Source organism: Flavobacterium solisilvae, from assembly GCF_012911605.1.
Lineage (GTDB): Bacteria > Bacteroidota > Bacteroidia > Flavobacteriales > Flavobacteriaceae > Flavobacterium > Flavobacterium solisilvae.
On record NZ_JAAMPT010000196.1, the window covers coordinates 24,452 to 50,057 of the forward strand.

Consider the following 25,606-nt stretch of genomic DNA (forward strand, 5'->3'; position numbering starts at 1 on the left):
AAAAGAGATTTCTAAAACTAGAAATCTCTTTTTGTCGGGGTGGCAGGATTCGAACCTGCGACCTCCTGCTCCCAAAGCAGGCGCGATAACCGGGCTACGCTACACCCCGAAAATGTGGGTGCAAATATACCACTAATAATTACTAAACAAAATATTTTTAATAGAAATTCCATTTTTTTTACAAAAAAAGTTACCGCATAACATTTCTGAAAAAAAACAAAAAAAGCTTCCGATATAATTTCTATTTTTGTTGCAGTAAAAAACACAACTAACTATGCTTATTATTGGAATTGCTGGTGGAACTGGAAGTGGAAAAACAACCGTTGTTCACCAAATCATGAATGAATTACCCGAAACCGAAGTTGGTGTCATTTCTCAAGACTCATATTACAAAGAAAATACAAATTTGAGTTTTGAAGAAAGAGCTTTAATTAATTTTGATCACCCAAGAGCAATCGACTTTGAATTACTTGTAAGTCATTTAAAAGAATTAAAAGAAGGAAAAACAATTGAACAACCCGTTTATTCTTTTATTACTCACAATAGAACTGACGATACCATCGTTACCCATCCAAGAAAAGTAATGATTGTGGAAGGAATATTAATTTTGTCAAATGCCGAACTAAGAGATTTATTTGATGTAAAAGTTTTTGTTCACGCCGATTCTGACGAAAGATTAATCAGAAGATTAAAAAGAGATATTGCCGAGCGCGGACGTGATATGGAAGAAGTTTTAAACCGCTACCAAACCACCTTAAAACCTATGCATCAGCAATTTATAGAACCAACAAAAGCATTTGCCGACATCATTATTCCAAACGACAAATACAACACCGTTGCCATTGACGTCGTTAGAGCAGTAATTAACCAAAGAATTACCTAAATTTACAAAAAGAACATCCTAAATAATGGAAACCAAACAAAAACTAACCGATAAATATCCTATCCTGAAAATACTCGGAAACCGATACCTTATTGTGTTAGTTTTTTTTGTGGTTTGGATAACATTTGTAGACACAACTTCCTACATGGAACATCGCGTTCTCAACAAAGAAATTGAAGAACTCGAAGAAAATAAAAAATACTACCAAGACGAAATAAAAAAGGACGAAGAGAACATCAAACAACTCAAAAATCCTGACCACGTAGAAAAATACGCTCGCGAAAAATACTATATGAAACGCGACAGCGAAGACATCTACATCATCGAATTTGAAGAAGACAGAATAAAAGATAGCATCGAAGGAGCAAAACGATAGGCATTTCATTCTATGTAATTCCTGCTTTCCGTTTCAATCTGTCATTGCGAGGAACGAAGCAATCTCATCAAACTTGGTTTTTCGCAATGACAGGATTTCCACTGCAATCAGGGCTAGTTGGCAAACTTTAAACTAGAATACACATTTCTTTAAAATTCAATTTCTAAAATAAACCCATTTATTCACGTTTTTTACGCAGCTAAAAGCATATACCAATTTTGCAAAAAATCAAATTAAAATCGGTCAAAAAAGATAAATTTTAACTAAGTTTGAAGTATCAAAAAGCAAAATACTTGTGAGCACAAACAAACCCCTTTTTTCAGATTTTGAAACCATCAGTTCCAAACAATGGAAACAACAAATTCAGTACGAATTAAAAGGTGCTGATTACAATGAAACACTCGTTTGGGAAAGTCCAGAAGGCATCAAAGTTAAACCATTTTATCACCATGACGAAGTGGAAGAAAGTAATTCCAATTTCGCAATTAATTCTCCAAAAGAAACGTTTAAAATCCTTCAAAACATTTTCGTTCACGATGTTAAAAAATCAAACGAACGTGCAATAAACACTTTAAATCGCGGTGCAGAAAACATTCGATTTACCATTGAAAATGAGACTATTTCTATAGAAAGTTTAATGCAAAATCTTCCTTTAGAAAAAACAACTTACTATTTTTATTTGCCTTTTCTCTCAATCGATTTCGTTTCCAAACTAAAAGATTTTGCTGCTAAAAATCAGGCGAAATTCATAATCCAAATCGATCCAATTGGACAACTTTGCAAAGACGGAAATTGGTTTGAAAACCTTGAAAACGATTTTGAAAAACTAAATACAATTTCAAAATTTCAAATTCCAACTATTAATATCAACACTGGAATTTACCAAAACGCTGGAGCGAATATCGTGCAACAATTAGCTTATACTTTGGCACATGCAAACGAATATTTCAACAGAATTCCAGCAATAAATCAACCCATAACCATAGAAGTTTCGGTTGGAACAAATTATTTTTTTGAAATTGCAAAACTTCGTGCATTACGATTATTGTTTTCAACTTTAGCCAAAGAATACAACCATAATTTTGATTGTCATATCATTGCTACGCCAACAAAACGCAACAAAACACTATACGATTACAACGTAAATATGCTTCGAACCACAACCGAATGCATGTCAGCTATTCTTGGTGGTGCAAATGCAATTGCCAATTTACCTTATGATGCATTATACCATAAAGACAATGAATTTGGCGATAGAATTTCGAGAAATCAACTATTAGTTTTAAAACACGAAAGCTATTTCGACAAAGTAAGTAATCCTGCTGATGGTGCTTATTATATTGAAAATCTAACACAACAATTAGCCGAAAAAGCATTAGAATTATTCAAAGACATTGAGAAAAATGGTGGTTTGATTACTCAGTTAATCGAAGGAAACATTCAGAAAAAAATTCAAGAAAGTGCTGCAAAAGAGCAAGATTTATTCGATAGCGGAAAAGAAGTTTTATTAGGAACGAACAAATATCCAAACAAAAACGACCAAATGAAAAACGATTTGGAATTGTATCCTTTTGTAAAACAAAATCCGAGAAAAACATTAATTGTTCCAATTATTGAAAAACGTTTGGCTGAGAAATTAGAACAAGAACGATTAGCTTTGGAATAAGATGATAGGATTTTCAACAATATTATTTATAATTGGACTTTTAGTAGTTAGCTATGGAATATCACAATTATACAAAGACAAAACACAAAAAAAGAAAGCTAAATTCTACATCTTAATTGGCTTAATTACAGCATTAAGTCCATTTATTTTTGTTTTATTTTATGTTTTAGTTAGTCGATTATAAGAATGTAAAATAATATTAATCATTAAAATTTATAAACTTTCAGAAAAAGAAGACTATGGAAGCAATTAGAAGATTTGTAAAAGTAAAAAATCATCAAGTAAATATTACTTTACCTGACGATTTTATTGCAGATGAAGTAGAAGTTATCATTTTGGCAAAAAATGAAATTGACTATCAACTTTCAGATGAACAGATTCAACTTTTGGATGATCGATTAAATGAACCTGAAACAGAATACATCACATCAACAGAATCGTTAAATCGATTAAAAGAGAAGTATGGATTTTAAAATTATTGTTTCTAAAAAAGCACAAAAAGAAATTGAAAATGCTATAGAATACTATTCTGAAATTAATTCAAAACTTGCCTTACGATTTTACAATGAATTATCTGAAACCTATAAAAAACTAGAACTAAATCCTGATTATCAAATAAGACATAAAAATTATAGAGCAATTCCGTTAAAAGTATTTCCTTTTTTATTGTTCTATGTTTATGATGAAAAGAGTAAAATTATCAAAATTCTTTCTTGTTTTCACACTTCAAAAAACACAAAAAAATATCCTAAATAGTTTAAAAAACTATGAGAAAAAACATACAAAATATAACGTTGGAAAATTCCAAAAAAGAAATTCCAAATTCCAAAAACTTGAAACAAACTTTTCAAACAGCCGAAGGCATTGAAGTAAAACCAACTTACTCCAAAGAAGACATTGAAAATTTAGAACACATTGGTTTTGGAGCAGGATTTGCGCCTAATCTTCGCGGACCATACGCAACTATGTACGTTCGTCGTCCTTGGACCATTCGCCAATATGCCGGATTTTCAACAGCCGAAGAAAGTAATGCATTCTACAGAAGAAATCTTGCTGCTGGACAAAAAGGTTTATCGGTTGCGTTTGATTTGGCTACGCATCGTGGTTACGATTCTGACCACGAACGCGTTTTTGGCGATGTTGGAAAAGCTGGTGTTGCCATCGATTCAGTGGAAGACATGAAAATTCTTTTCGACCAAATTCCATTAGGTGAAATGTCAGTTTCTATGACGATGAATGGTGCCGTTTTACCTATTATGGCATTTTATATCGTTGCTGCCGAAGAACAAGGTGTTGCTCCGGAATTACTTTCGGGAACAATTCAAAATGATATTTTGAAGGAATTTATGGTTCGAAATACCTATATCTATCCGCCAACACCATCGATGAAAATCATTGCCGATATTTTTGAATATACAAGCAAAAAAATGCCAAAATTCAACTCGATTTCTATTTCGGGTTACCACATGCAAGAAGCTGGAGCAACTGCCGATATTGAATTGGCATATACTTTAGCCGACGGTTTAGAATACATCAGAACTGGTTTAGCAGCAGGAATGAAAATCGATGAATTTGCTCCTCGCCTTTCGTTCTTTTGGGCAATTGGAATGAACCATTTTATGGAAATTGCCAAAATGCGTGCTGGAAGAATGTTGTGGGCAAAATTGCTCAAACAATTCAATCCAAAAGATGAAAAATCATTGGCTTTGCGAACCCATTGTCAAACTTCGGGTTGGAGTTTAACAGAGCAAGATCCGTTTAATAATGTGGCGCGAACTTGTATTGAAGCAGCAGCAGCAGCATTTGGCGGAACACAATCGTTGCATACTAACGCACTCGATGAAGCGATTGCATTACCAACCGATTTCTCGGCTAGAATTGCTCGTAATACACAAATCTTTCTGCAAGAAGAAACCAAAATTTGCAAAACGGTCGATCCTTGGGCAGGAAGCTATTATGTAGAAAGTTTGACCAACGAAATTGCACAAAACGCTTGGAAACTCATTGAAGAAGTAGAAGAATTAGGCGGCATGACCAAAGCCATCGAAGCTGGAATTCCGAAATTGCGTATTGAAGAAGCTGCGGCTCGAAAACAAGCAAGAATTGATAGCAGTCAAGATATTATTGTTGGCGTAAATAAATATCGTTTAGAAAAAGAAGATCCGTTACAGATTTTGGATGTTGATAACGATATGGTACGCAAGCAACAAATTGAGCGTTTGACACAAATAAAAGCTACTCGCGATAACAATAAAGTTGCTGAATGTTTAGCAAAATTAACCGAAAGCGCTAAATCCCACATGCATGGGAATGACAACGCTGAAAATTTACTATCTTTAGCCGTAGAAGCAGCCAGAAATAGAGCAACATTAGGTGAAATTAGTGATGCGCTGGAAGCAGTTTTTGGAAGATATAAAGCACAAATTAGAAGTTTTAGCGGCGTGTATAGTAAAGAAATTAAAAACGACGAGAGTTTTGAAAAAGCAAAACAACTAGCCGATGCCTTCGCCAAAAAAGAAGGTCGTCGTCCTAGAATTATGATTGCTAAAATGGGACAAGATGGTCATGATCGTGGCGCAAAAGTGGTTGCTACTGGTTATGCCGATGTTGGTTTTGACGTTGATATTGGTCCACTTTTCCAAACGCCACAAGAAGCCGCAAAACAAGCAGTAGAAAATGATGTGCATATTTTGGGCGTTTCGTCTCTTGCTGCTGGACATAAAACCTTGGTTCCGCAAGTTATTGACGAACTAAAAAAATATGGTCGCGAAGATATTATGGTAATCGTTGGCGGTGTAATTCCGGCGCAAGATTACCAATTCCTTTTTGATGCTGGTGCAGTTGCCGTTTTTGGTCCTGGAACAAAAATTAGCGATGCTGCCATTAGTATTTTAGAAGTACTTATGGAAGAATAATTACTAAACCTGACAGATTTAAAAACCTGTCAGGTTTATTTTTTTTCTATATTTATGCTTTATCAAAAAAACATGAAATACTTCACTTTCCTCCTAGTACTACTTTTATGTTCCTGCAGTTCAATCAAAATTAAAGAACTCAAAGACGATTATACCCAACCGTTAACTGGAAAAGTAAAATCAATAAACGCTACAATTTATGAGTACCGAATTGTAAAAAATGACACAACCGTTTGGACAAAAAGCAATTTGATGGAATTTGACGCCGATAACCATTTGGTCAAAGAAACCAAAATAAACGAAGATGAAACAACGGAATTCATTTATAAATATACTGGTGATTTATTAACTGAAAAAACTTCGCCTCAAGACAAAAATAATTTCAAAACAGTCTTTAATTATGATAGTAACCAAAATTGCATAGAGGAAAAAGCTTTTAATAACGATAGGACTTTTCACGTTGTTACCCAGAATTTTGACAAACACAACAATATTATTGAAGTGAATAGAGCTTTTTTTGGAAAGATGAATCATAAAACCAAAAACACATACAACTACAAAGAAAAAACAATTCTTAGTGAAAAATTTATGGATACCATTTATGATGTAGTGATAAAAACCAAAATGACGTTCAATAAAAAAGGCTTCATTACCCGAACTGAAACTTTGATAGGAAACAAACCTAATAATTTCGACCAATACCAATTTGATACCGCTGGAAATCTACTTCAAAAAACTACTCATTATAGTGACGGAACGATCAAAGAAACGTTTAGTTACCAAAATACCTACGACAAAAAAGGAAATATCATCGCTAGAAAAAAATTCTACAACGGAAAATTGGTTGGAAAAACTACGTTTGATATTACGTATTGGTAGCTTTCATAATTACATCCACCGCCATTACACCTTCCAGAAAATCAATAGCTTTCACTTCTTCAAAAAAATCAATTTCGGTTTCGTGAGGTAGAAAGTCGGAGATAATCCTAACGATAAAATCCTGAGGCTTTTTTAGATACATAAAGGTGTAATCTTCCATATTGACTACGGTTTTTTCGGCTAAATCAGTAGTGCGCACAAATTTATCTGAGGTTAACGAAGCCAAACACGGCAAACCCAACTTAGGTTCGGCAAGGATTGGCGCACCGTTTTCAAACAAACCACCTTCGTAGCCATAGAGCGACGCATTGGTGATTTCGATAGGTTTACCCAATTGAAGATAATCGGGTAAGTGCGTTGTTTTTCCTACCACAGCGGCAAAACCTATTAAGATACAAACATCGTGTGGCGGCAACTGCATCATAGCTTTAGCCGTGCTTTCACGACCAATACCGGAAACAATTACCTCATAAGTAGCATTCAAATTAGGAATACGAGCCAAAGCGTTTAGCACTTTCTCGCGCTCAATGTCCATTGGGGTAAGGATGATAATTTTCAAGGTTATAGTGTTTGGGTGCAAAATAAGGGAATTCAAAGGAATTATTGGAAAATTCATTTTTAATTTTACTCGTATTAATATAGATTCTTATTTTAGGAATAGTCATAGCTATTTTTTAATATATTTGAGTTTTAAATATTAGAGATTGACTATAAACTCACAATCGAATATAGCCACTTCTAATAGCGACAATATATGAATTAGCAGACATGTTTTGAGAACAACTACAATAATATTATTTCTATTTATCTCCAATTGTTTTTCACAAAATGATTGTAACAGATATTCCAATGATTATATTCCCAAAAACCTAATAGAAGCCTTAAATTATCTTGATTGTAAATGGTCAAAAAATGATAAAGACATCTTTAAAAACAAGGAAGAACAAGATGCCGTATCTGAAATACATTTTAGTACTGGTTTAAATATTAGAAATAGTTGGGGTTTATGGGGAAAACGAAGAAATTCCCTTAAACGATATTTTATCCGAAAAGGTGTTTTTCACCCTGATGACATTTCTTCAATAATTCTCACTTCATTTCACAGACACATTAATAACAAAGAAATAGGTCTCGATGAACAAATAAAACACTATAAAGAGTATTGGAAAAAAGCGAAAGTTAAAAAAGAAAAAGAGATTCAGGCACAGGAAATCGAAAGCAGAAATGAATTTGAATCATTTAAAATCAGCGACAGCGTCAAAATAGCTTATAATCTACATGAGAATAAAACGATTTGGGCATATCGAATTCAAAAATATCCAGACTTAAATGAAGTAGCTAATTGTTACGTTTCAGGAATTGTAACTAGGAAAAAAACTAAATTAAAAAAGAGAAAATATATTCTTTATATCAAAGTTACTGATATGTGTGGATACAATGATGCTATACAAAATGGAATTGAGAACAATCGATTAAGTTTAAACAAAGAATATGATTTTAGCTTAATGAATTACAAGATAACAAAAGTTCAAAATAACTCTACTAACAGCGATTTAGTAAAATAGCTGATTGTTTATAATCCCCCGCTAGTTCAAACATCTTGCTCGTACCCGCAAACAAAGAAAACAAACCTGTAACAATTCTTCGAAAAAAAAGTATTTATTGGTACGAGTGTAACGCTCGCACTAGCGATAAAAAATTGATGTTTTTACTAGAAACCTGACAGGTTTTAAAAACCTGTCAGGTTTAAGAAATTACCCATCAAAACTCTCATCCTTAAACCCAATCAAATACAATTTATCCTTGGCTCGGGTAACGGCTGTGTACAACCATCGAACGTAATCTACAGTAATTCCATCGGGTAAATAAGGTTGTTCGATAAAAACGGTGTTCCATTGTCCGCCTTGACTTTTGTGACACGTAATCGCATAAGAGAATTTCACTTGCAAAGCGTTGAAATATTCGTTGTTTTTTACCTTTAGGAATTTACGGTATTGCGGTTCGCCTTCGTAGTCTTTCATCACTTCTTGATACAAGGCATTGCTTTCTTCATAGGTTAATGACGGCGATTCGCTGGTAATGGTATCGAGTAATACAATGGTTTCAAATGGTTTTTGGTTTGGATAATCAACCATTCTAATTTTGACTTTGGCAAACTTAAATCCGTATAATTCCACAAACTTAAAGATTTCCAAAACTTCTACAATATCGCCATTGGCAATAAATCCGGCTTCATCGGTTTCTTTGAGCCAAAAATAATTGTTCTTCACGACCATTAAATAATCGCCAACGGAAAGTTCGCTGTCTTTGTCCAAAATTCGGGTTCGGATTTGCTGATTGTATTGGTTCGCTCGTTTATTGGAACGAACGATAAAACAGGTATCTTCAATACTGTAATTGCTGTAAGCACTTTGAATAGCATCTTGAATATCATAACCATCGGTTAAGCGAACGATGTCTTTAAAACCTTTTACCTTAAACTGAATATCGGTTAAAAAGGTTTCTTTGAGTAATTCGCGCAATTGCGTTGCATTATACAAAATCCCCGATTTTTCTTCCTGACGCATTACTTCGTCTAACTCAATGGACAGCACGGTTTTATCATAATGCAAAGCCAAACTATCGGTATCCAATGCTGGGCTAACTTCCATTTGAACTGGTGGCAACTGCGCCGTATCGCCAAGCAAAATCATTTTGCAATTTTGACCATTATAAATATAAAAAATCAAATCGTCGAGCAACGAACCGTTTTCATACAGTTTCGAATCGGCAGCAACATCCGAAATCATCGAAGCTTCATCGACTATAAAAATGGTATTCTTGAATTTATTGGCTTGCGTAGTAAACGAAACACCGCCACCTTTTCCTTTTTTGGGAAAATAAATCCGTTTGTGAATGGTAAAAGCGGGTTTATTGGAATAATTTGCAATGACTTTTGCCGCACGACCAGTTGGTGCTAGCAAAACCGCTTTCATATTAATATCGTTCAAACTATTAACAATGGTAGAAATCACTGTTGTTTTTCCCGTTCCGGCATAACCTTTCAAGACAAATATTTGCTCATCATTTTTATCCGTTAAAAACTCGGAAATCATCTGAAAAAAAACATTCTGCTTCAAAGTGGGCTGAAACGGGAATTTATTTTTCAAAATACTGTAAAACTGATGTGGAAGCATTAAAAGGCTTTGTTTTTTTTTTGAGTTCAAAGATACTCATTGGAAATTAGAATTCAGAAATTAGAAATTAGAATTTGAGTTTTTTATCTAACCACGAAGTTCACAAAGAAGTCACAAAGTTTCACTAAGTAAAAAAGCTTTTTGTGTGCTTTGTGGAATAACTTTGTGAACTTTGTGGTTAAATTTGTAAGTTTGCCTTTTCTATAAATTTATGTGGCAAAACACCAGCGTTATCGATAAAATGTACCGAAAATTGACGGTTCAGGTTTCACTGAACGGTTTGTCGTTTGCTACTTTTGATACGCTGACCAATAAGCCACTGGTTATTCAAAAAATAACGTTAGGAAAGTTTGAAAAAAACACACGCATCGAAGATTTATTTAATGATGCATTCCTGAAATATCCCGAACTCAAAGCTGGCTATGACGAAGTGGTAATTATTCACAGCAATAATTTATCGACTTTTGTTCCCACAGCATTGTTTGACGAAGAATATTTAGGCAGTTATCTTCAGTTTAATACCAAGGTTTTTGAAACCGATTTTTTTGCGTTTGACCAATTGGAAAAACATGAAATGAATAATGTTTACATTCCGTATGTGAACATGAATAACTTTTTTATCGATCAGTTTGGTTCGTTTGATTACAAACATGCCAATACTATTTTGGTGGAAAAATTATTGGATCTTTCGAGAAATAACGACGAAAGAAAAATGTTTGTTCACGTGAGCGAAACGCATTTTGAAATTATAGTCATCCGAAACCAAAAATTGGAACTATACAATTCATTTGATTATAAAACGCCCGAAGATTTTATTTACTACATTCTTTTTGCGGCAGAACAATTGCACTTAAATCCAGAGCATTTTAAATTGGAATTATTAGGCAACATCAACGAAGAAAGTCCGCTGTTTCAAATGGCATTCAAATATGTTCGAAATGTTTCTTTATTCAATGTGAATTTTATTTTCAATTCCTTTTCCGAAGCTGAAAACCGCGAACATTTTATATTACTTCATTCATGAGAATCATTTCCGGAAAATACAAAGGTAGACGAATAATGCCACCCAAAAATCTTCCTGTTCGTCCAACGACCGATATGAGCAAAGAAGCATTATTCAATGTGTTGAACAATCATTTCAATTTCTCGGAACTGAAAATTTTGGAACTTTTTGCCGGAACTGGAAGCATTAGTTATGAATTTGCTTCGCGTGGTTGTACTCCTATTTTATGTGTTGACGGCGATATGGGTTGTGTAAACTTCATCAAGAAAACTGCCAAAGAATTTGACTTTGACATTACGGCATTAAAAAGTGATGTTTTTAAATTCTTAGAAAAACACACCGGAAACTACGACATTATTTTTGCCGATCCGCCGTATGGAATGGAGCAAAAGGAATTCGAAAAAATCGTCGAACTTATTTTTGAAAACGAACTTCTGGACGAAGAAGGAATGCTTGTTGTAGAACATTCTAAATATACCAAACTGGATCAAATGAGTAATTTTTCTTTTCAAAAAAGTTATGGAGGTTCTGTTTTTTCTTTCTTTGAGTTCGAAATAGAAGATGAAAATGAGGATGAGGATTTAGAAGGTGAAGAAGAGTAAAATCATTTTATCCTTACTTAGTTTTTAATGACAATTTTTAGTCAGTTCAAGTGATTTTTGAAAAAAATCGTATCGAGAACAAGAAAAATTTCATTAAAAACGGGTTCTCGATACATTTTTTGTTCCGTTTCTCTACACAAAAAATACTCGAACTGACGATTTAACACTCACAACCAAAAAGTTGTTACTTTATCCTTCCTAGATTTTCGTCAATACTTTTCTCTTTAAATTCTGAATTTTTTATTTCTACTTTTTTATCTTCATAGGTAATATAACTTGACACTAACACAAGTAAAAAAATAGCAAGGGCAACAACTAATTTCATAATTTTTTATTTGCCACAAAATTGTTTCAATAATTCATTAGCCTAAGTTAATTAGAGGTTAATCGACGGTTAAAAGTTTTAATTTGAAACAAATGCATTATTTTTGACATTCATTTACATTATATGAAGAAAAAAATAAATCTGTTAATTGGTTTTTCAGCACTGATATTGTTGCTGCTTTGTGCGATTCAGGTTTATTTGGTCAAAACTGCCTATGACTATAAAGTAGAACAATTTCATACCGAAGTAAAAGAAAAAATTGGCAACATTACTAATAATTATACCGAACTTGATTCTAGTGTTTTCCTAAAAAAAGATGCACTTTATAAAAGTTTATTGGAAAAAATAATTCATAACAAAAGTTACCGTTACAACGTTAAAAATGATTTGTTAGCCAATGAATATCGGGATATTTTAACGCTACGTTTAAGAGAAAAACTAAATAAAGAATTTCCCGAAAGCGAAATTAATTTTGCCGTTGTCGTTAATAAATTCATTGTCTTCAACAACACTACCGAAACCGATACTGTTTTTTCTGAAAAACCGACAATAGAAAATTCCATTTATGGCGATTTAGCTTCGCTGGACAATGCTTTTTTAGTCCGAAATTATATTGGAACAACCAGCGGAATTCGAAATGATGACTACAAACTATTAACGGAAGATTGCTTGTATGTTTCGGTTCACAACATGGAGCAAATTATTTTAGGTAGAATGACTTCGATACTTGCTTTGGCTATTTTTTCGATGGTGGTTTTGATAAGTCTTTTTGTCATTACTATAAAATCATTAATCAAACAGAAAAAAGTAAGCGATGTCAAAACCGATTTTATCAACAATATCACTCACGAATTAAAAACACCTTTAACCACATTAAGCGTTTCAACCAAAATGCTTTCCCGTCAAGAAGTGAAAGAAAATGAAGCCGTTTTTAATAATTTAATCAATACCGTTGAACGTCAAAACAACCGTTTGCAAAACATTATTGATCAAGTGATGAGTAATTCTCTAGGATTTGAAGAAATCGAATTACAAAAAGAAAAACTAAAACCTCATTCGCTACTAAAAAGTATAATTTCTGATTTCAATTTAGCCTATCCAACTATTGGAATTCAAACTATTTTTGACCAATCCGAAATTGCATTGACGTTAGATAAATTTCATTTAACAACAGCTGTTACCAATGTTTTGGAAAATGCTGTAAAATATGGTTGCAACAATATCACTATTAGTACCAAAAACGAAAACGGACATTTTCAAATCAGCATTCAAGATGATGGTATTGGAATTTCAAAACAAAAACAACATTTGCTATTTGAAAAATTCTATCGTGTAGAACAAGGCAATTTGCACAATACCAAAGGACTTGGATTGGGTTTATATTATGTAGATCAAATTGTAAAAGCACATAAAGGTTCGGTTAATGTCATGAGCGAATTAGGAAAAGGCGCTTCATTTACTATCAGTTTACCAACTGCTTAACCTATGAAAAAAGTACTTTTAGCCGAAGACGATGTTGATTTTGCTAATGTATTGAAGCAATATCTGGAAATTCATCAGTTTGAAATTTATTGGGCAAAAGACGGTGAAGATGCTTGGCAGGCTTTCAATAAAAACTACTTTGACATTTGCATTTTTGATGTGATGATGCCTAAAATTGACGGATTTACGTTAGCCGAAAAATGCGTAGAACTAAAACCTGAAATTCCTTTTTTATTCCTAACTGCACGAAATCAAAGTGAAGACAAAATCAAAGGACTAAAACTTGGTGCCGATGATTATATTGTCAAACCATTTGAAGCCGATGAATTGGTTTTGCGTTTGACTAATATTTTAAAACGAACTTCACGACAAAAACCATTGGACGTAATTCAAAATGACATTCAAATTGGCTTGTACCTTTTTGACACCAAACGCTTGGAGTTAAGAACCGAAAACAGCAAACAACAACTCACGGAGAAAGAAGCAGCTTTGCTCACTTTTTTGTTCCAAAACAAAAATCAATTATTAAAACGTGAAGAAATATTACGTTCCGTTTGGAATAATGAAGATTATTTTTCCGGTCGAAGTATGGACGTTTACATCAGTAAATTGCGGAAATATTTTGCTGATGATAAAACTATTTCGATAGAAAGCATTCGAAATATTGGTTTGGAGTTTAAAACAAAAAAAGCAGACCTGTAAGCCGGATTCTGTATTCGCCGAAACGAACCCTTATCATTTATCTAGTTCCGCAATTACTCACGGAATCAATCTTCCTACCCTTCGACAACGGACGAGTAACCCTTAAATGTCGATATACTTGGAATTTCACCGCATAGAGTTTACATGGTTTCACTACAGCCGAACTGTACATACTTTCTGTTGCACTTGTCCTCGCCTTTCGACGGTTGGGCGTTACCCAATATGCTACTCTTTGGTGTCCGGACTTTCCTTCCGCCAAGGCGGACGATAAGGCGGTCTGCGTGGCAAAGGTAGAATATTAGATATTAGATATTAGATATTAGATTAGATTTTTTATCTTTAAAGAAAATATATCATGAAAATAAAGTTTTCGTTTTTCTTTTCACTTCTACACATAATTAACTCTTTTGCTTGTGATTGTCCACCAATTAAAAAAAAGAATATTGTTGAAAATGGTATAAAAAATTATGATTTAGTGTTTTATGGTGAAGTAATAAAATCAGACACTATAAATGAAACATACTCTTTTAAAGTTATTGATTTTTTCAAAGGTAAAGTAAATGGAAAGTATATAGAAGGAAAAACTAATTCAAATTGCTCAATTCTCCCTAAGAAAGGCGATTTGTGGATTGTTTACACAGAAATAAATAACGATAGTTATATTGACTTAAGTATTTGTAGCCCTTCTCAGTCTTTTGAATATGGATTAGGATTTGCTATTCCGCCACCACCAAGACCTAAATTGATTGATGATAAAAATATTTTAGCTTTAGAAATAGGATTGAATTTGCAAGAATATAAAAATGAAAACCTAAAAACATTCATATATCAACTCGAAAAACTAAGACAATACAAACAAAATCAGAATGCTGTTTCTGAAAATATGAAAAATGATTTCTATCAAAAAATACTAATTGTATCTTTAATAGTTAATGCAATCTTGTTTTTAATCCTTATTTTCGTTTTGATAAAAAGAAAATAATTTTTAATAAGATATTTGATATCTAATATTTGATATTTGATATTTCAAAACCTATATTTGTAATCCAATAAATTTCTAATGGAACAATTTGTAGTATCAGCCCGAAAGTATCGTCCACAAACGTTTAAAGACGTTGTTGGACAACAAGCGATTACCAATACTTTGCTGAATGCTATTGAAAACAACCATTTGGCGCAAGCCTTACTTTTTACTGGTCCAAGAGGTGTTGGAAAAACGACTTGTGCGAGAATTTTGGCTCGAAAAATCAATCAACCTGGTTATGATGATCCGTTTGAAGATTTTGCTTTCAACGTTTTTGAATTGGATGCTGCTTCAAACAATTCGGTTGATGATATCAGAAATTTGATTGACCAAGTTCGAATTCCGCCACAAACCGGACAATACAAAGTATATATTATTGACGAGGTTCATATGTTGTCTTCGGCGGCGTTTAATGCTTTCCTAAAAACATTAGAAGAACCACCAAAACATGCCATTTTTATTTTGGCAACGACCGAAAAACATAAAATCATTCCAACGATTTTATCACGTTGTCAGATTTTTGATTTCAAACGTATTACAGTAAAAGATGCCAAAGAACATTTAGCCGAAGTTGCCAAAAGTCAAGATGTTGCGTTTGAAGATGATGCTTTGCACATTATTGCCCAAAAAGCCGATGGTGCAATGCGTGATGCTTTGTCCATTTTTGACCGAGTAGTTTCTTATTGCGGCAATAATTTAACGCGTCAAGCCGTAACTGAGAATTTGAACGTTCTTGATTATGAAACCTATACTCGAGTAACCGATTTGATTTTGGACAATAATATTCCCGAAGTTTTATTGGCTTACAACGAGATTTTGGCAAAAGGTTTTGACGGACATCATTTTATTGCTGGATTGGCTTCGCATTTCAGAGATGTTTTAGTGGCTAAAAATCCTGCGACACTTTCTTTATTGGAAGTTGGCGAACAAGCACAACGTTTGTATTTTGAACAAGCCAAAAAAGCATCTTCAGAATTTTTACTAAAAGGAATTGATTTAGCAAACGATTGTGATTTAAAATATAAAGTAAGCCAAAATCAGCGATTGCTGGTTGAACTTTGCTTGATGCAATTGTGCTCTGTCAACTTCGACGGAGAAAAAAAAAAGCTAACTTCATAATTCCGCCAACCTATTATAGAAATTCGGGTTATTCGATTGTTGAAGCTGGAAGTGAGAAGTCAGAAGTTAGAAGTCAGAAGTTAGAAGCTGGAAGTGAGAAGTTGGAAGTTGGAAGTGAGAAGTTGGAATTTGGAAGTCAGAAGCTAGAAGTTGAAGAGCTAAAACCTATTCAAGATTTAACTGATGATAATCTACAGCTAAATAAAAACCCGAAACCCGAAACTCAAAACTCGGAACTATCACCAACTAAAGTTTCCGCGTTATCGTTAGCTAGCATTCGTGCGAAAAAAGAAATTGCTGAAGCCCAAAAATCGGTAGTGAAAGAAACGGTTCATTTGCCAAACGAAGTTTTTACCGAAACCGAAATGCTAGAACAATGGATGAAATATGCACAGCGAATGGAAGACAAAGGCTATCGCATTATTGCCTCATTGCTAACCATTAACGATCCAAAACTGGAAGGAACCAAAATCATCCACGAATTACCAAACGAGAGTTCGAAGATTGATTTTGAAAAAGAACGACCAGATTTATTGGGTTATCTTCGTGGTAAACTTCACAATCATGATATTACAATTGAAGCTAGAGTAAACGAAAGTATTGTGGTTAAAAAAGCGTTTACACCTCAGGATAAATACAACCGCTTGAGAGAAATAAATCCTAATCTTGATTTATTGAGAAAGATGTTTGATTTGGATGTTTAGTTTACTGATATATTTTCTCTAAAATCAAATTTCCAACTTTTGGTCTAAAATGACTAGTTTCATAGTAATTATGTTTATCCTCTGTGAGGAAATTTTTTCCAGAGAAATCATAAATTTTTTCTCCAAACATATTTTTCAACAGTTTAATATCTTTTTTACTAAACTTTTTTTGTTCATATAATGGACTCAATACTATTTTATAGCTTGTTTTATTTTTTTCTAAAATTGCCTTTATTCCATTCAAAAAAAATAACTGTTCAGCTTTAATTTGATTTTCACTATCTGTTGTTTCAATTGTTCGTTTATAAAAAATGTCTTTTCTACCTTGATAATACTTTTCAGGAGATTCATTTATTTCCTTCTCTTGATCTAGAATATTAATTTCATTGGTTATTTTATCAAATGTTATTTTCCTTTTTTCTATATAACCAGTCATATATGATTTATAATCACCTGAAATTTTATAAGCATAAAAGTTAAACAAAAATTTCACATCCAAATAAGCTTTAAAAAATTCTAAATGAAACTTAAATTTACTTTCATTTGAAACATCTGGATGTTTTATAAATAAATGTCCTGAATGATTTTTTACTTCTTTAAAAGTAACATCTCTACAAAATAATATCAAAGCATTCTTGATAGGTATTTTTCTAGTGTCTAGAAATCTAAGTTTGGTATAAATCCCATAAATAGATTCTTTTGATGCATCAAACATGAAAGGTTTACTCTCATACTCTAAATAATTTTTCCAAGAACTTGGTTTAAACGCTAAAGTTCTTGAGCTTCCTAAGATAAAAGAATCATATTGTTCCCTTTTGTAATTTTTAATAAAAACGGAAGTAGAAACATAATCTCTATTAGGAATAACAAATGGAAATGAATAATCATCATAATCACGAATTACTTTAAAAGGATCAAAATAGATATATGATGATAGCAGTATTAGAAATGGTAAACTACAAATCAAAGAAAATCTAAATATGTTCTTTAAAAACTTTACCACTTCATTGGTTGTAAAATATTAACATTTTAAATAATTCCCTGATACATCGCTTTTACAATTCCATCGGAAAGACCAATTTTTGGTACATAAATTTTAGTCGCTTTACTCCATTTCATCGCATTTAGATAAATTCGGATTGCAGGAATAATTACGTCAGCTCGGTCAGTGTTTAAACCCATTTCGGCAATGCGCTGTTCATAAGTCAATGAATTCAGATATTGATATTGCGAATTCAGATACATATATGACAACGCTTGATCTTGCATTTTTCCGGAAAGTTTAAAAATTTTGTTGATGTTTCCGCCAGAACCAATCAAGATTACATTTTCATATTCTGCCGTATGGAGTTTTATCCATTTTTCGATTTCTTCCCAAACCACATCGTTTACCATATTATTCAACAAACGAACGGTTCCGTTTTTGAACGATTTTGAAGCTACCATTTTTCCGTTATCGAAAAGAGAAAACTCGGTACTTCCGCCACCAACATCTACATACAAATAGGTTTGGTCAGTTTTTATAAAATGGTGCAAATCGGATGAAGCAATAATTGCAGCTTCGTTTTTTCCATCGATTATATCAATTTCAATTTCGGCTTTTTCCAAAATTGTATTGGCTACTTCTTTTCCATTATAAGCTTCGCGCATTGCCGAAGTTGCACAGGCTTTGTATTTTTCGACTTTATAAACCTTCATCAACAATTTGAAAGCTTTCATGGCGTCAATCATTCGGTCGATGTTTTCTTCGGATATTTCACCAACGGTAAATGCATCTTGCCCAAGACGAATTGGCACACGAATTAAAGCACTTTTGTTAAACTGAGTTTCTTTTCCTTCTTGTTCTACAATATTAGATATAAGCATTCTCATGGCATTGGAACCAATATCGATAGCTGCATATTTTTTTATAGTAATCATTTACTAGTCTTGGTTTGGAATTGGACAATTGGAATTTAGCAATTCCGTATTTTGGTTTAAAAAATAATTATAGGTTTCAAATTGAGCTCTAAAAATTGGCTCGTTTTCTTCTCGTTTTCGATACACATTGTCTAATTTTTCTGAATGAAAACGTGCTTTTACATTTCCTTTCCAACCTACATTAAAGATATCAATGATTTGTTTTTTGCAATCTTCGTCATATATTGGACAGGTTACTTCTACTCGACCATCAAGATTTCGTGTCATAAAATCGGCGGAAGAAATAAAAACTTCGGGTTTATCGTTGTTACAAAAAATAAACGAACGCGTATGTTCAAGGAAATTATCAACGATACTTATGGCTTCAATGTTTTCGCTCATTCCTTTTACACCTGGAATTAACGAACAAATTCCTCTTACTTGCAGTTTTATTTTCACACCTGCATTGCTGGCATCATATAATTTGTCAATAATTTGAAAATCGGATAAACTGTTCATTTTTAAATGCATATACGCATTTCGCCCCATTTGAGCATTAATTATTTCTCTATCAATTAGTTTGCTCATTTTTGAACGAGTATAATGAGGCGAAACAATTAAATGTTTGTATCGATGAAGACGATAATTGACATCAAAAAAGGCAAAAATCTTGTTTACATCTTTCAATATTTGCTGATGACTTGTAAACAGTGTAATATCAGTATAAATTTTAGCAGTCGATTCGTTGAAATTTCCAGTAGAAATAAATCCGTATCGCTTTATTTTGGCATTTTCCATTCGCTCGATAACACAAATTTTACTGTGAACTTTCAATCCTTTGATACCAAAAATAAGCTCGATGCCTTCTTGCTGCATGACTTCGGCATAGGAAATATTGCTGGCTTCATCAAAACGTGCTTGCAATTCGATTTGAACTGTAACTTTTTTTCCGTTTTTGGCAGCATTAATCAATGAACTAATAATTTGAGAGTTTTTTGCCAATCGATATAACGTAATTTTTATAGCTGTAACTTTTGGATCCAAAGCAGCTTCTCTAAGAAATTTGATCAGATACGAATAGGATTGATATGGCGTATTGACTAGATAATCTCTTTTGGCAATTTTACTCAAAATACTTCCATCGAGCGAAAGTCCTTCTACTGGCAACGGAACTTTTGGTTGATATAATAAATCAAATCTTCCTAAATTTGGAAATGCCATATAATCGCGGCGGTTGTGATATCTTCCGCCAGGAATGATACTATCAGTAGCATCAATATTCATTTTAGTTAAAAAGAATTTCAATGTATCTTTTTCAATTTCGGTATCATATACAAATCGAACAGGTTCGCCAATTCGTCTATCTTTTACCGAAGTTGCTATTTTTTCGAGCATACTTTTACTCATGTCGCTATCGATATCGAGCTGCGCATCGCGAGTAATTTTTATCATGTGAGCCGAAATGCTTTCGTATTCAAAAATATTAAAAATACTATTGAGATTGAACCTGATTACGTCGTCAAGCAGCATGATGTATTGCTTTCCGTTTTTGGCAGGAAGAACTAAAATTCGGTTAAATGTTCTTGGTATTTCGATTAAAGCGTAACGAATTTCTTTTTTTGGCTTTTTTAAAACATTCAATACAGAAGTCTTTTCTTCGACACTTTTCATCACTAATTTAATAGCCAAATAACCCGATGTATCTTTCAGCAAAGGAAATTCTGCCAAATCGTTTAATATAATCGTAACCAATTCAGGACTAACTGTTTGAATAAAATAGTCTTTTATAAATTCGGCTTGATCAGCATCGACTTGGGTTTCGTTTAGAATAATGATATTTTCCTTTTCGAGTTGTTCTTCGATTGCTTTTAGAACTTTTAAACTTTCCGATTGCTGCTTGATTACGATTTCGGTAATGTCTTTAACAAGTTGTTGCGCAGAAATTCCGCCAAGTACTTTTTCTCCCGATTTTCCACTTAACGCTAATCGTCTAACTGCAGCAAAACGCACTCTAAAAAATTCGTCTAAGTTATTAGAAAAAATTCCTAAAAATCGTAATCTTTCTAACAACGGAACGGCTTCATCGGCTGCTTCTTGAAGCACTCTTGCATTGAAAGCTAACCAACTTTTTTCTCTATCTATATATCTGTATTTTTTTTCTTCGCTCATTATAATTATATATCTTTTGGAAAAATCACTCTAATAGTTTTTCCGTTAGACAAGTTTTTCCATGAATTTGTTTCAAATGTAATCCAAACAAATCCAGCAGTTGTTACGTTAAAGATAAATCTATCGCCAAATTTATTGACAAAATTTGTAATTGCCTCATTATGTCCAAAAACAATTAGATTTTCTATATCATCAGAAGAACTAGAGATAATTTGTTCCAATTTATGCTCATCAAAGGTGTATAAATCGGTCTTAAACTGAATATTTTCTATGGGAAAATTGAAATTTTGAGCAAATATCATTGCGGTTTCCATAGCACGTTTTGCTTGGCTAGACCAAATTATATATTTTTTTGGCAAATATTTATTGACTTCTGTAGAAACTGAATGTGCATCTTGAATTCCTTTTTTAGTCAATGGTCTATCAAAATCATTTAGTGGCGCATCCCAACTTGATTTAGCATGTCGAATTAGAATTAGATTTTTCATATTTAGAATAAAAGATATTGAAAGTTTATAAAGTTAAGCTTTTCTGTAGAATTCTAGAAATCGAGTTTATTTAATGTTGTATCATTTGCACAACTATTCTAATGAACCGATTATCATTTTAACATTTTCATCCATTGGATGTAAGTAAATTTTGCTTTCAATGCTTTTATTTTAAAAAATTAGTTAAAAAGAAAGGGTATTTACATTTACAAATACAATATCAAAACGAACTTAAAAAAATGTAATCAAGAAATAATCTTATAAACAAAATTATGTTAATATGTTTTTGTAGTCTTTTTAACCATAAAAAACATAAAAAATGCACTTTATCTATAAAATCATACACTTTATCGTCTTTTTATTTGGTCAAACGAAAAAGAAAATATAATTTCGACTTTGAAAAACAAAAAAAAGTGTGAAACAAAGCCTAAAAAAGCGTTAAAAAGCTCGGTGAATAGAACTTAAATGACAAAAAACAACATTTAATCGAGTTTTCTAGCCATTTGTAGAAAAAATTAACCATTCCAATAGTATGTATCTAAATTAGCCTCGTGAAAATATATCTAAAAAAGTCTGTTAAAAAGCTTTTAGTTATAGATGAACTGTAATGATTTAAAAAATTTAATATCATGAAAGTATTAATCCCAAACCGATTGAATAACCGTCAAACAAAACAAATGTTTGAAAAAACTAATGAAACTATGAGAACAAAAGTACTCCTACTTTTACTACTTGTTACAATTTGTACAAGTATGTCGGCTCAAGTGAACATTGAAAGAGAAAATTCTCTAGTTGTTAGAGACATTAACTCTTTACTAAATTCGCAAGGAGCAAGTCAAAGAACATCTGGAAATCTACAAACAGATAGTCGAAATTTAGAAGACTTAATTTTAAAGAATCAGTCTTCGGTATATTTCTCTTCAGGAAGTATAAATATCTATGGTGAAAAACCAAGAAATTTATATACTGATTTGAATTCGTTAAGTCATGTTTCTAGTGCTAATTTTTTGAAAGATTATGTAGAAATAGTTATTATTTCTATCAAAAACTCAGCTGAGTTAAATGGTACAATTGATATGTCTTTACTATCAAGTTTAAAGAAACTGAAATATGTTTACTTCGTTAGTGATATAAATGCTACTGAAAGCAATTTCACGCAAATGATTCAAAACAGTAGTGACAAATATTCTTTTTACTACAAATTAGAAAAAAAATCCTAAATCAATAAAATTTTAAAAGAGTGTTTATGAAAAATTTATACACCTGCAAAGTAAGTTTCTTACTGAAGTGTCTAGTTTTGCTTTCTGTAACCCTTTTTGGAGACTTATTTATTGCAAATGCACAGGTAATCAAACCATTTACCCAACGTACTTCGCAATATAGTCCTTCAAAAAAGATTTACAATCTAAAAGGAGATTTTACCATGATTGGTAATACCAACTTGACATTGCAAAACTATAGTGATAATGGTAGTAACAGTAACAACATGAGATATGTTGATATTGATACTGATAACAACACATGGAATTCATCATCAGCCAATTTGAATTTTTCTACGGAAAATGGTGCTAATCCAAGTTGTTCGAACATTGTTTATGCTGGATTATATTGGACAGGTAGAGCTTCAAACGGTTCTAGTAGTCCAGAATCATTTGACGTTACAAAGAGTGTTCAAACTGGAACACAATCGGTTAACCAAACGTACAACAGTATTACTCACAATAGCAATATTACAGACACTGATTACAGCATGAGTGTTTCTAGACAAGGAAACAATAATTCACGTTACACTAGATATACTTTTACTGGCGGAACAGGTCAGCCTACTGTTGATTTTGAGTTTTTGAATTCAACACCTTATATAAGATATAGAGTTGATGGTGGAAGTTGGATAAACCCAACCAATCAAGTTGTTTCAGATTCAGGAAATAACAGAACCGTTGTATTTGATCCTGTAACTATTTATTCTCAATCGGGAGGAATCACATTAACAATTGATAGATTAGTTCGCGATAGTAGACAGAACAGAGCGACTGATGAATATCAATCTACTTCATTTGCTAGAGTTTATGTAACAGGTAGTGTTCCAACTTATGGAAATATTACAAAAACCTTTAATAAAAGAATTATATCTTTAAAAGGACCAGCTGCTTCAGGTTATACTCAATTTACAGCTAACGTAAATGATATTCATTATCCAGTAACTGGTGATGGAATGATGTATTCTGGATATGTTGAAGTTACTGACTATGTTAGAAATAACGGAATTGGTGATTATTTCGTAGCCGATATTGCTTTAGTAGAAGGAAATGGAGGAAACACAGGTTATTATGGTGGTTGGGGATTAGTAGTTATCTATGAGAACTCAAAAATGAAATGGAGAGATGTAACTATTTTTGATGGCCACTCTTATGTTGCTGGTAATATTACTGCTGATTTCGAAATTCCAGTTTCAGGTTTTAACACCGCACAATCTGGTAACATCAATATGAAATTAGGTATGATGGCAGGAGAAGGTGACCGCAGTATTAGTGGTGATTACTTCCAAATAAGAAACCACCTAGATAGCGATTGGGTTACTCTTAATCATGGAGCAAACGGAGCAAACAATTTCTTTAATTCTTCTATTTATACAGGAGGAAATACAAGAACTCCTAATTTATTGAACAATACGGGATTAGACATAAGTATGTTTGATATACCTAATGCAAATAATTCGGTTATAAAAAATAGTCAGACAGCAACAAAATTCAGATATGGTACTACGCAAGATACTTTCATCATCTTTAACATTGCCATGTCGGTTGATGCTTATGTCCCTGAAGTAATAAACAATGTATCTGCAACAACCATAAATGGTTCACCTGCAGTACAACCTTATACTGTATTACCAAATCAGGAAATCGGCTATAGCATTGATGTTAAAAACTTAGGAACAGAAGCAGTAAACAATTATAAAATAGTTATTCCTATTCCTTTTAACGCTACTTATGTTGCGGGAAGTGCTTCAGGAAGTGTATTTTTTACTCCACATCCTACTCCAAACAACGTTTATTTTGATGCTGCACTAGGCGCAACAGGTTCTATTGTTTGGGATTTTGGCACATTGCCTTTACCTGTTGATTCGTCAACTGTATTAGCACGATTGACATTCAAATTAAAAGCTACAACTGATTGTGGTATTTTGAATAATGCTACATGTAGCAGCAATATCGCTTTAAACGGTACTACAACAGGTGTTGGATCTACAACAGGCATTCTTTTGAATTCTGCTCTATCACAAGGGTATTCTCAAAACGGAAATTGTGTTGGCGAACCAATTCCTGCTCCGTTGAATGTTACTATAAATGGAGCAAACTATGTACAGCAAAATTGTCCAGGAACAAATGTTATTAGACATTTTACTTATTGTGGAGTTTCAAGTGTACCTCCTTCAGAAATTGCATCAAATTTTCCTCCAGGTTCATTGTTCTATAATGAATTCCCTGTAACAATAAATTCTATACAATATACTAATTCAAACCCAATACCTCTTACATCTGGATCAACGATAACTTTTTATGCTGTTCCTCCAGGAGGTGGAAATAGTTGTAATTTCCCTTTTACAATATCAAAATGTAAGCAAATTATTGCTCAAGATGATACATTTAGTGGTGTAAATGGAGTTATTGGTAATAGTAACTTAGGTAATATTTTCAACAACAACGGAAACGGTTCAGATACATTAAACGGAAGTCAAACTAATACTTCCCAAGTAAACGTTACAATAGTAACACCTGCAAATCCAATCAATGGAAATCCAAATATTCCATCAATAAATCCTGCTAACGGTGATATTAGTGTTCCACCTGGAACTCCTTCAGGAACTTATACCATTACATATCAAATATGCGAAATCGGAAGTGTTTCAAACTGTGACACAGCAATAGTAACTATCACTGTAGTTTGTCCAACTGTTGCTCAACCTGAAATTGCTTGTTATGAAACAGCTACATTCAATACGACTACGTGTCAATGGGATGTAACAGGTACACAACCAGTTCAACCAACATTGGCTTGTTATGAAACAGCTACATTCAATACAACTACGTGTCAATGGGATGTTACAGGTACACAACCAGTTCAACCAACATTGGCTTGTTATGAAACAGCTACATTCAATACGACTACGTGTCAATGGGATGTTACAGGTAC

Annotated in this window: 22 protein-coding genes, 1 tRNA gene, 1 other RNA gene and 2 pseudogenes; 17 read left to right on the plus strand and 9 right to left on the minus strand. The window is 32.9% G+C overall.

The window, feature by feature from the left end; all coding sequences use genetic code 11:
* Nucleotides 1–34: 34 nt before the first annotated feature.
* A tRNA-Pro gene (locus G6042_RS02870) sits at nucleotides 35–109 on the minus strand.
* A 165-nt stretch (nucleotides 110–274) separates the two neighbouring features.
* Here G6042_RS02870 and udk point away from each other — a divergent pair.
* The 7 genes from udk to G6042_RS02905 all read left to right on the plus strand — a co-directional run bounded on the left by udk (nucleotide 275) and on the right by G6042_RS02905 (nucleotide 6,719).
* On the plus strand, nucleotides 275–883 hold the full coding sequence (udk, locus tag G6042_RS02875) for a uridine kinase (RefSeq protein ID WP_169522777.1): 609 nt from the start codon (nucleotides 275–277) through the stop codon (nucleotides 881–883).
* 25 nt (nucleotides 884–908) lie between these two features.
* Nucleotides 909–1,259 (plus strand): FtsB family cell division protein, encoded by a 351-nt coding sequence (locus G6042_RS02880; protein WP_169522778.1) that lies wholly within the window; start codon nucleotides 909–911, stop codon nucleotides 1,257–1,259.
* Nucleotides 1,260–1,554: 295 nt separating this feature from the next.
* Nucleotides 1,555–2,925, plus strand: coding sequence for a methylmalonyl-CoA mutase subunit beta (locus G6042_RS02885; protein WP_169522780.1), 1,371 nt, complete (start codon nucleotides 1,555–1,557; stop codon nucleotides 2,923–2,925).
* A gap of 239 nt (nucleotides 2,926–3,164) precedes the next feature.
* Complete coding sequence (locus G6042_RS02890; RefSeq protein ID WP_169522782.1) at nucleotides 3,165–3,398, plus strand: hypothetical protein; 234 nt, start codon at nucleotides 3,165–3,167, stop codon at nucleotides 3,396–3,398.
* Entirely contained in the window at nucleotides 3,388–3,681 is a 294-nt protein-coding gene (locus tag G6042_RS02895) for a type II toxin-antitoxin system RelE/ParE family toxin (protein ID WP_169522783.1), read from the plus strand. Before G6042_RS02890 ends, G6042_RS02895 begins: the two co-directional genes overlap by 11 nt.
* Before the next feature lie 11 nt (nucleotides 3,682–3,692).
* The gene (gene scpA / locus G6042_RS02900; RefSeq protein WP_169522785.1) at nucleotides 3,693–5,840 is read left to right on the plus strand and encodes a methylmalonyl-CoA mutase; all 2,148 of its coding nucleotides are present in this window, start codon (nucleotides 3,693–3,695) and stop codon (nucleotides 5,838–5,840) included.
* Between the two features lie 72 nt (nucleotides 5,841–5,912).
* Nucleotides 5,913–6,719, plus strand: a complete 807-nt coding sequence (locus G6042_RS02905) for a hypothetical protein (protein WP_169522786.1) — start codon at nucleotides 5,913–5,915, stop codon at nucleotides 6,717–6,719.
* Here the strand turns inward: G6042_RS02905 and G6042_RS02910 are convergent.
* The gene (locus tag G6042_RS02910; RefSeq protein WP_235933176.1) at nucleotides 6,706–7,278 is read right to left on the minus strand and encodes a hypothetical protein; all 573 of its coding nucleotides are present in this window, start codon (nucleotides 7,276–7,278) and stop codon (nucleotides 6,706–6,708) included. The genes G6042_RS02905 and G6042_RS02910 overlap by 14 nt on opposite strands.
* 214 nt (nucleotides 7,279–7,492) lie before the next feature.
* On the opposite strand from G6042_RS02910, the gene G6042_RS02915 reads away from it, so the two are divergent.
* Nucleotides 7,493–8,284 (plus strand): DUF6794 domain-containing protein, encoded by a 792-nt coding sequence (locus G6042_RS02915; RefSeq protein WP_169522788.1) that lies wholly within the window; start codon nucleotides 7,493–7,495, stop codon nucleotides 8,282–8,284.
* A gap of 189 nt (nucleotides 8,285–8,473) precedes the next feature.
* On the opposite strand, the gene G6042_RS02920 is transcribed toward G6042_RS02915, so the two are convergent.
* Nucleotides 8,474–9,895, minus strand: a complete 1,422-nt coding sequence (locus G6042_RS02920) for an ATP-dependent DNA helicase (protein ID WP_169522790.1) — start codon at nucleotides 9,893–9,895, stop codon at nucleotides 8,474–8,476.
* 211 nt (nucleotides 9,896–10,106) lie between these two features.
* Between G6042_RS02920 and G6042_RS02925 the strand changes: the two genes are divergently transcribed.
* Complete coding sequence (locus tag G6042_RS02925) at nucleotides 10,107–10,919, plus strand: DUF3822 family protein (RefSeq protein ID WP_169522791.1); 813 nt, start codon at nucleotides 10,107–10,109, stop codon at nucleotides 10,917–10,919.
* The gene (gene rsmD, locus G6042_RS02930) at nucleotides 10,916–11,500 is read left to right on the plus strand and encodes a 16S rRNA (guanine(966)-N(2))-methyltransferase RsmD (RefSeq protein WP_169522793.1); all 585 of its coding nucleotides are present in this window, start codon (nucleotides 10,916–10,918) and stop codon (nucleotides 11,498–11,500) included. The genes G6042_RS02925 and rsmD overlap by 4 nt, the downstream gene beginning before the upstream one ends.
* A gap of 184 nt (nucleotides 11,501–11,684) precedes the next feature.
* Here the strand turns inward: rsmD and G6042_RS02935 are convergent, their stop codons facing one another.
* The gene (locus G6042_RS02935; protein WP_169522795.1) at nucleotides 11,685–11,825 is read right to left on the minus strand and encodes a hypothetical protein; all 141 of its coding nucleotides are present in this window, start codon (nucleotides 11,823–11,825) and stop codon (nucleotides 11,685–11,687) included.
* 123 nt (nucleotides 11,826–11,948) lie between these two features.
* Between G6042_RS02935 and G6042_RS02940 the strand changes: the two genes are divergently transcribed.
* Nucleotides 11,949–13,307, plus strand: coding sequence for a sensor histidine kinase (locus G6042_RS02940; protein ID WP_169522797.1), 1,359 nt, complete (start codon nucleotides 11,949–11,951; stop codon nucleotides 13,305–13,307).
* A 3-nt stretch (nucleotides 13,308–13,310) separates the two neighbouring features.
* Nucleotides 13,311–13,997: pseudogene (locus G6042_RS02945) on the plus strand (response regulator transcription factor); the annotation flags it as partial.
* Here the strand turns inward: G6042_RS02945 and rnpB are convergent.
* An RNA gene (gene rnpB, locus G6042_RS02950) (RNase P RNA component class A) lies at nucleotides 13,991–14,293 on the minus strand. The pseudogene G6042_RS02945 and the gene rnpB sit on opposite strands and share 7 nt — an antisense overlap.
* Before the next feature lie 71 nt (nucleotides 14,294–14,364).
* On the opposite strand from rnpB, the gene G6042_RS02955 reads away from it, so the two are divergent.
* The 3 genes from G6042_RS02955 to G6042_RS14235 all read left to right on the plus strand — a co-directional run bounded on the left by G6042_RS02955 (nucleotide 14,365) and on the right by G6042_RS14235 (nucleotide 16,856).
* The gene (locus tag G6042_RS02955; protein ID WP_169522799.1) at nucleotides 14,365–14,991 is read left to right on the plus strand and encodes a hypothetical protein; all 627 of its coding nucleotides are present in this window, start codon (nucleotides 14,365–14,367) and stop codon (nucleotides 14,989–14,991) included.
* Nucleotides 14,992–15,069: 78 nt separating this feature from the next.
* Nucleotides 15,070–16,152 carry a DNA polymerase III subunit gamma/tau gene (gene dnaX, locus G6042_RS02960; RefSeq protein ID WP_169522800.1) on the plus strand — a complete coding sequence of 361 codons (1,083 nt, stop codon included), beginning with the start codon at nucleotides 15,070–15,072 and terminating at the stop codon, nucleotides 16,150–16,152.
* On the plus strand, nucleotides 16,107–16,856 hold the full coding sequence (locus tag G6042_RS14235; protein WP_235933177.1) for a hypothetical protein: 750 nt from the start codon (nucleotides 16,107–16,109) through the stop codon (nucleotides 16,854–16,856). The genes dnaX and G6042_RS14235 overlap by 46 nt, the downstream gene beginning before the upstream one ends.
* Before the next feature lies 1 nt (nucleotide 16,857).
* On the opposite strand, the gene G6042_RS02970 is transcribed toward G6042_RS14235, so the two are convergent.
* Genes G6042_RS02970 through G6042_RS02985 form a run of 4 tightly spaced genes read right to left on the minus strand, consistent with a single transcriptional unit; the run spans nucleotide 16,858 to nucleotide 21,412 of the window.
* Nucleotides 16,858–17,859 carry a hypothetical protein gene (locus tag G6042_RS02970; RefSeq protein ID WP_169522802.1) on the minus strand — a complete coding sequence of 334 codons (1,002 nt, stop codon included), beginning with the start codon at nucleotides 17,857–17,859 and terminating at the stop codon, nucleotides 16,858–16,860.
* A 26-nt stretch (nucleotides 17,860–17,885) separates the two neighbouring features.
* Complete coding sequence (locus tag G6042_RS02975; RefSeq protein ID WP_169522804.1) at nucleotides 17,886–18,776, minus strand: Ppx/GppA phosphatase family protein; 891 nt, start codon at nucleotides 18,774–18,776, stop codon at nucleotides 17,886–17,888.
* A 3-nt stretch (nucleotides 18,777–18,779) separates the two neighbouring features.
* A complete protein-coding gene (gene ppk1 / locus G6042_RS02980; RefSeq protein ID WP_169522805.1) occupies nucleotides 18,780–20,924 on the minus strand; it encodes a polyphosphate kinase 1 in 2,145 nt (714 codons plus the stop codon).
* 5 nt (nucleotides 20,925–20,929) lie between these two features.
* Entirely contained in the window at nucleotides 20,930–21,412 is a 483-nt protein-coding gene (locus tag G6042_RS02985) for a SixA phosphatase family protein (RefSeq protein ID WP_169522806.1), read from the minus strand.
* Nucleotides 21,413–22,041: 629 nt separating this feature from the next.
* Between G6042_RS02985 and G6042_RS02990 the strand changes: the two genes are divergently transcribed.
* Nucleotides 22,042–22,632: a hypothetical protein gene (locus G6042_RS02990; protein WP_169522807.1), complete on the plus strand. Its 591-nt coding sequence runs from the start codon at nucleotides 22,042–22,044 to the stop codon at nucleotides 22,630–22,632.
* Between the two features lie 26 nt (nucleotides 22,633–22,658).
* Nucleotides 22,659–25,606, plus strand: a pseudogene (locus G6042_RS02995) (hypothetical protein); the annotation flags it as partial.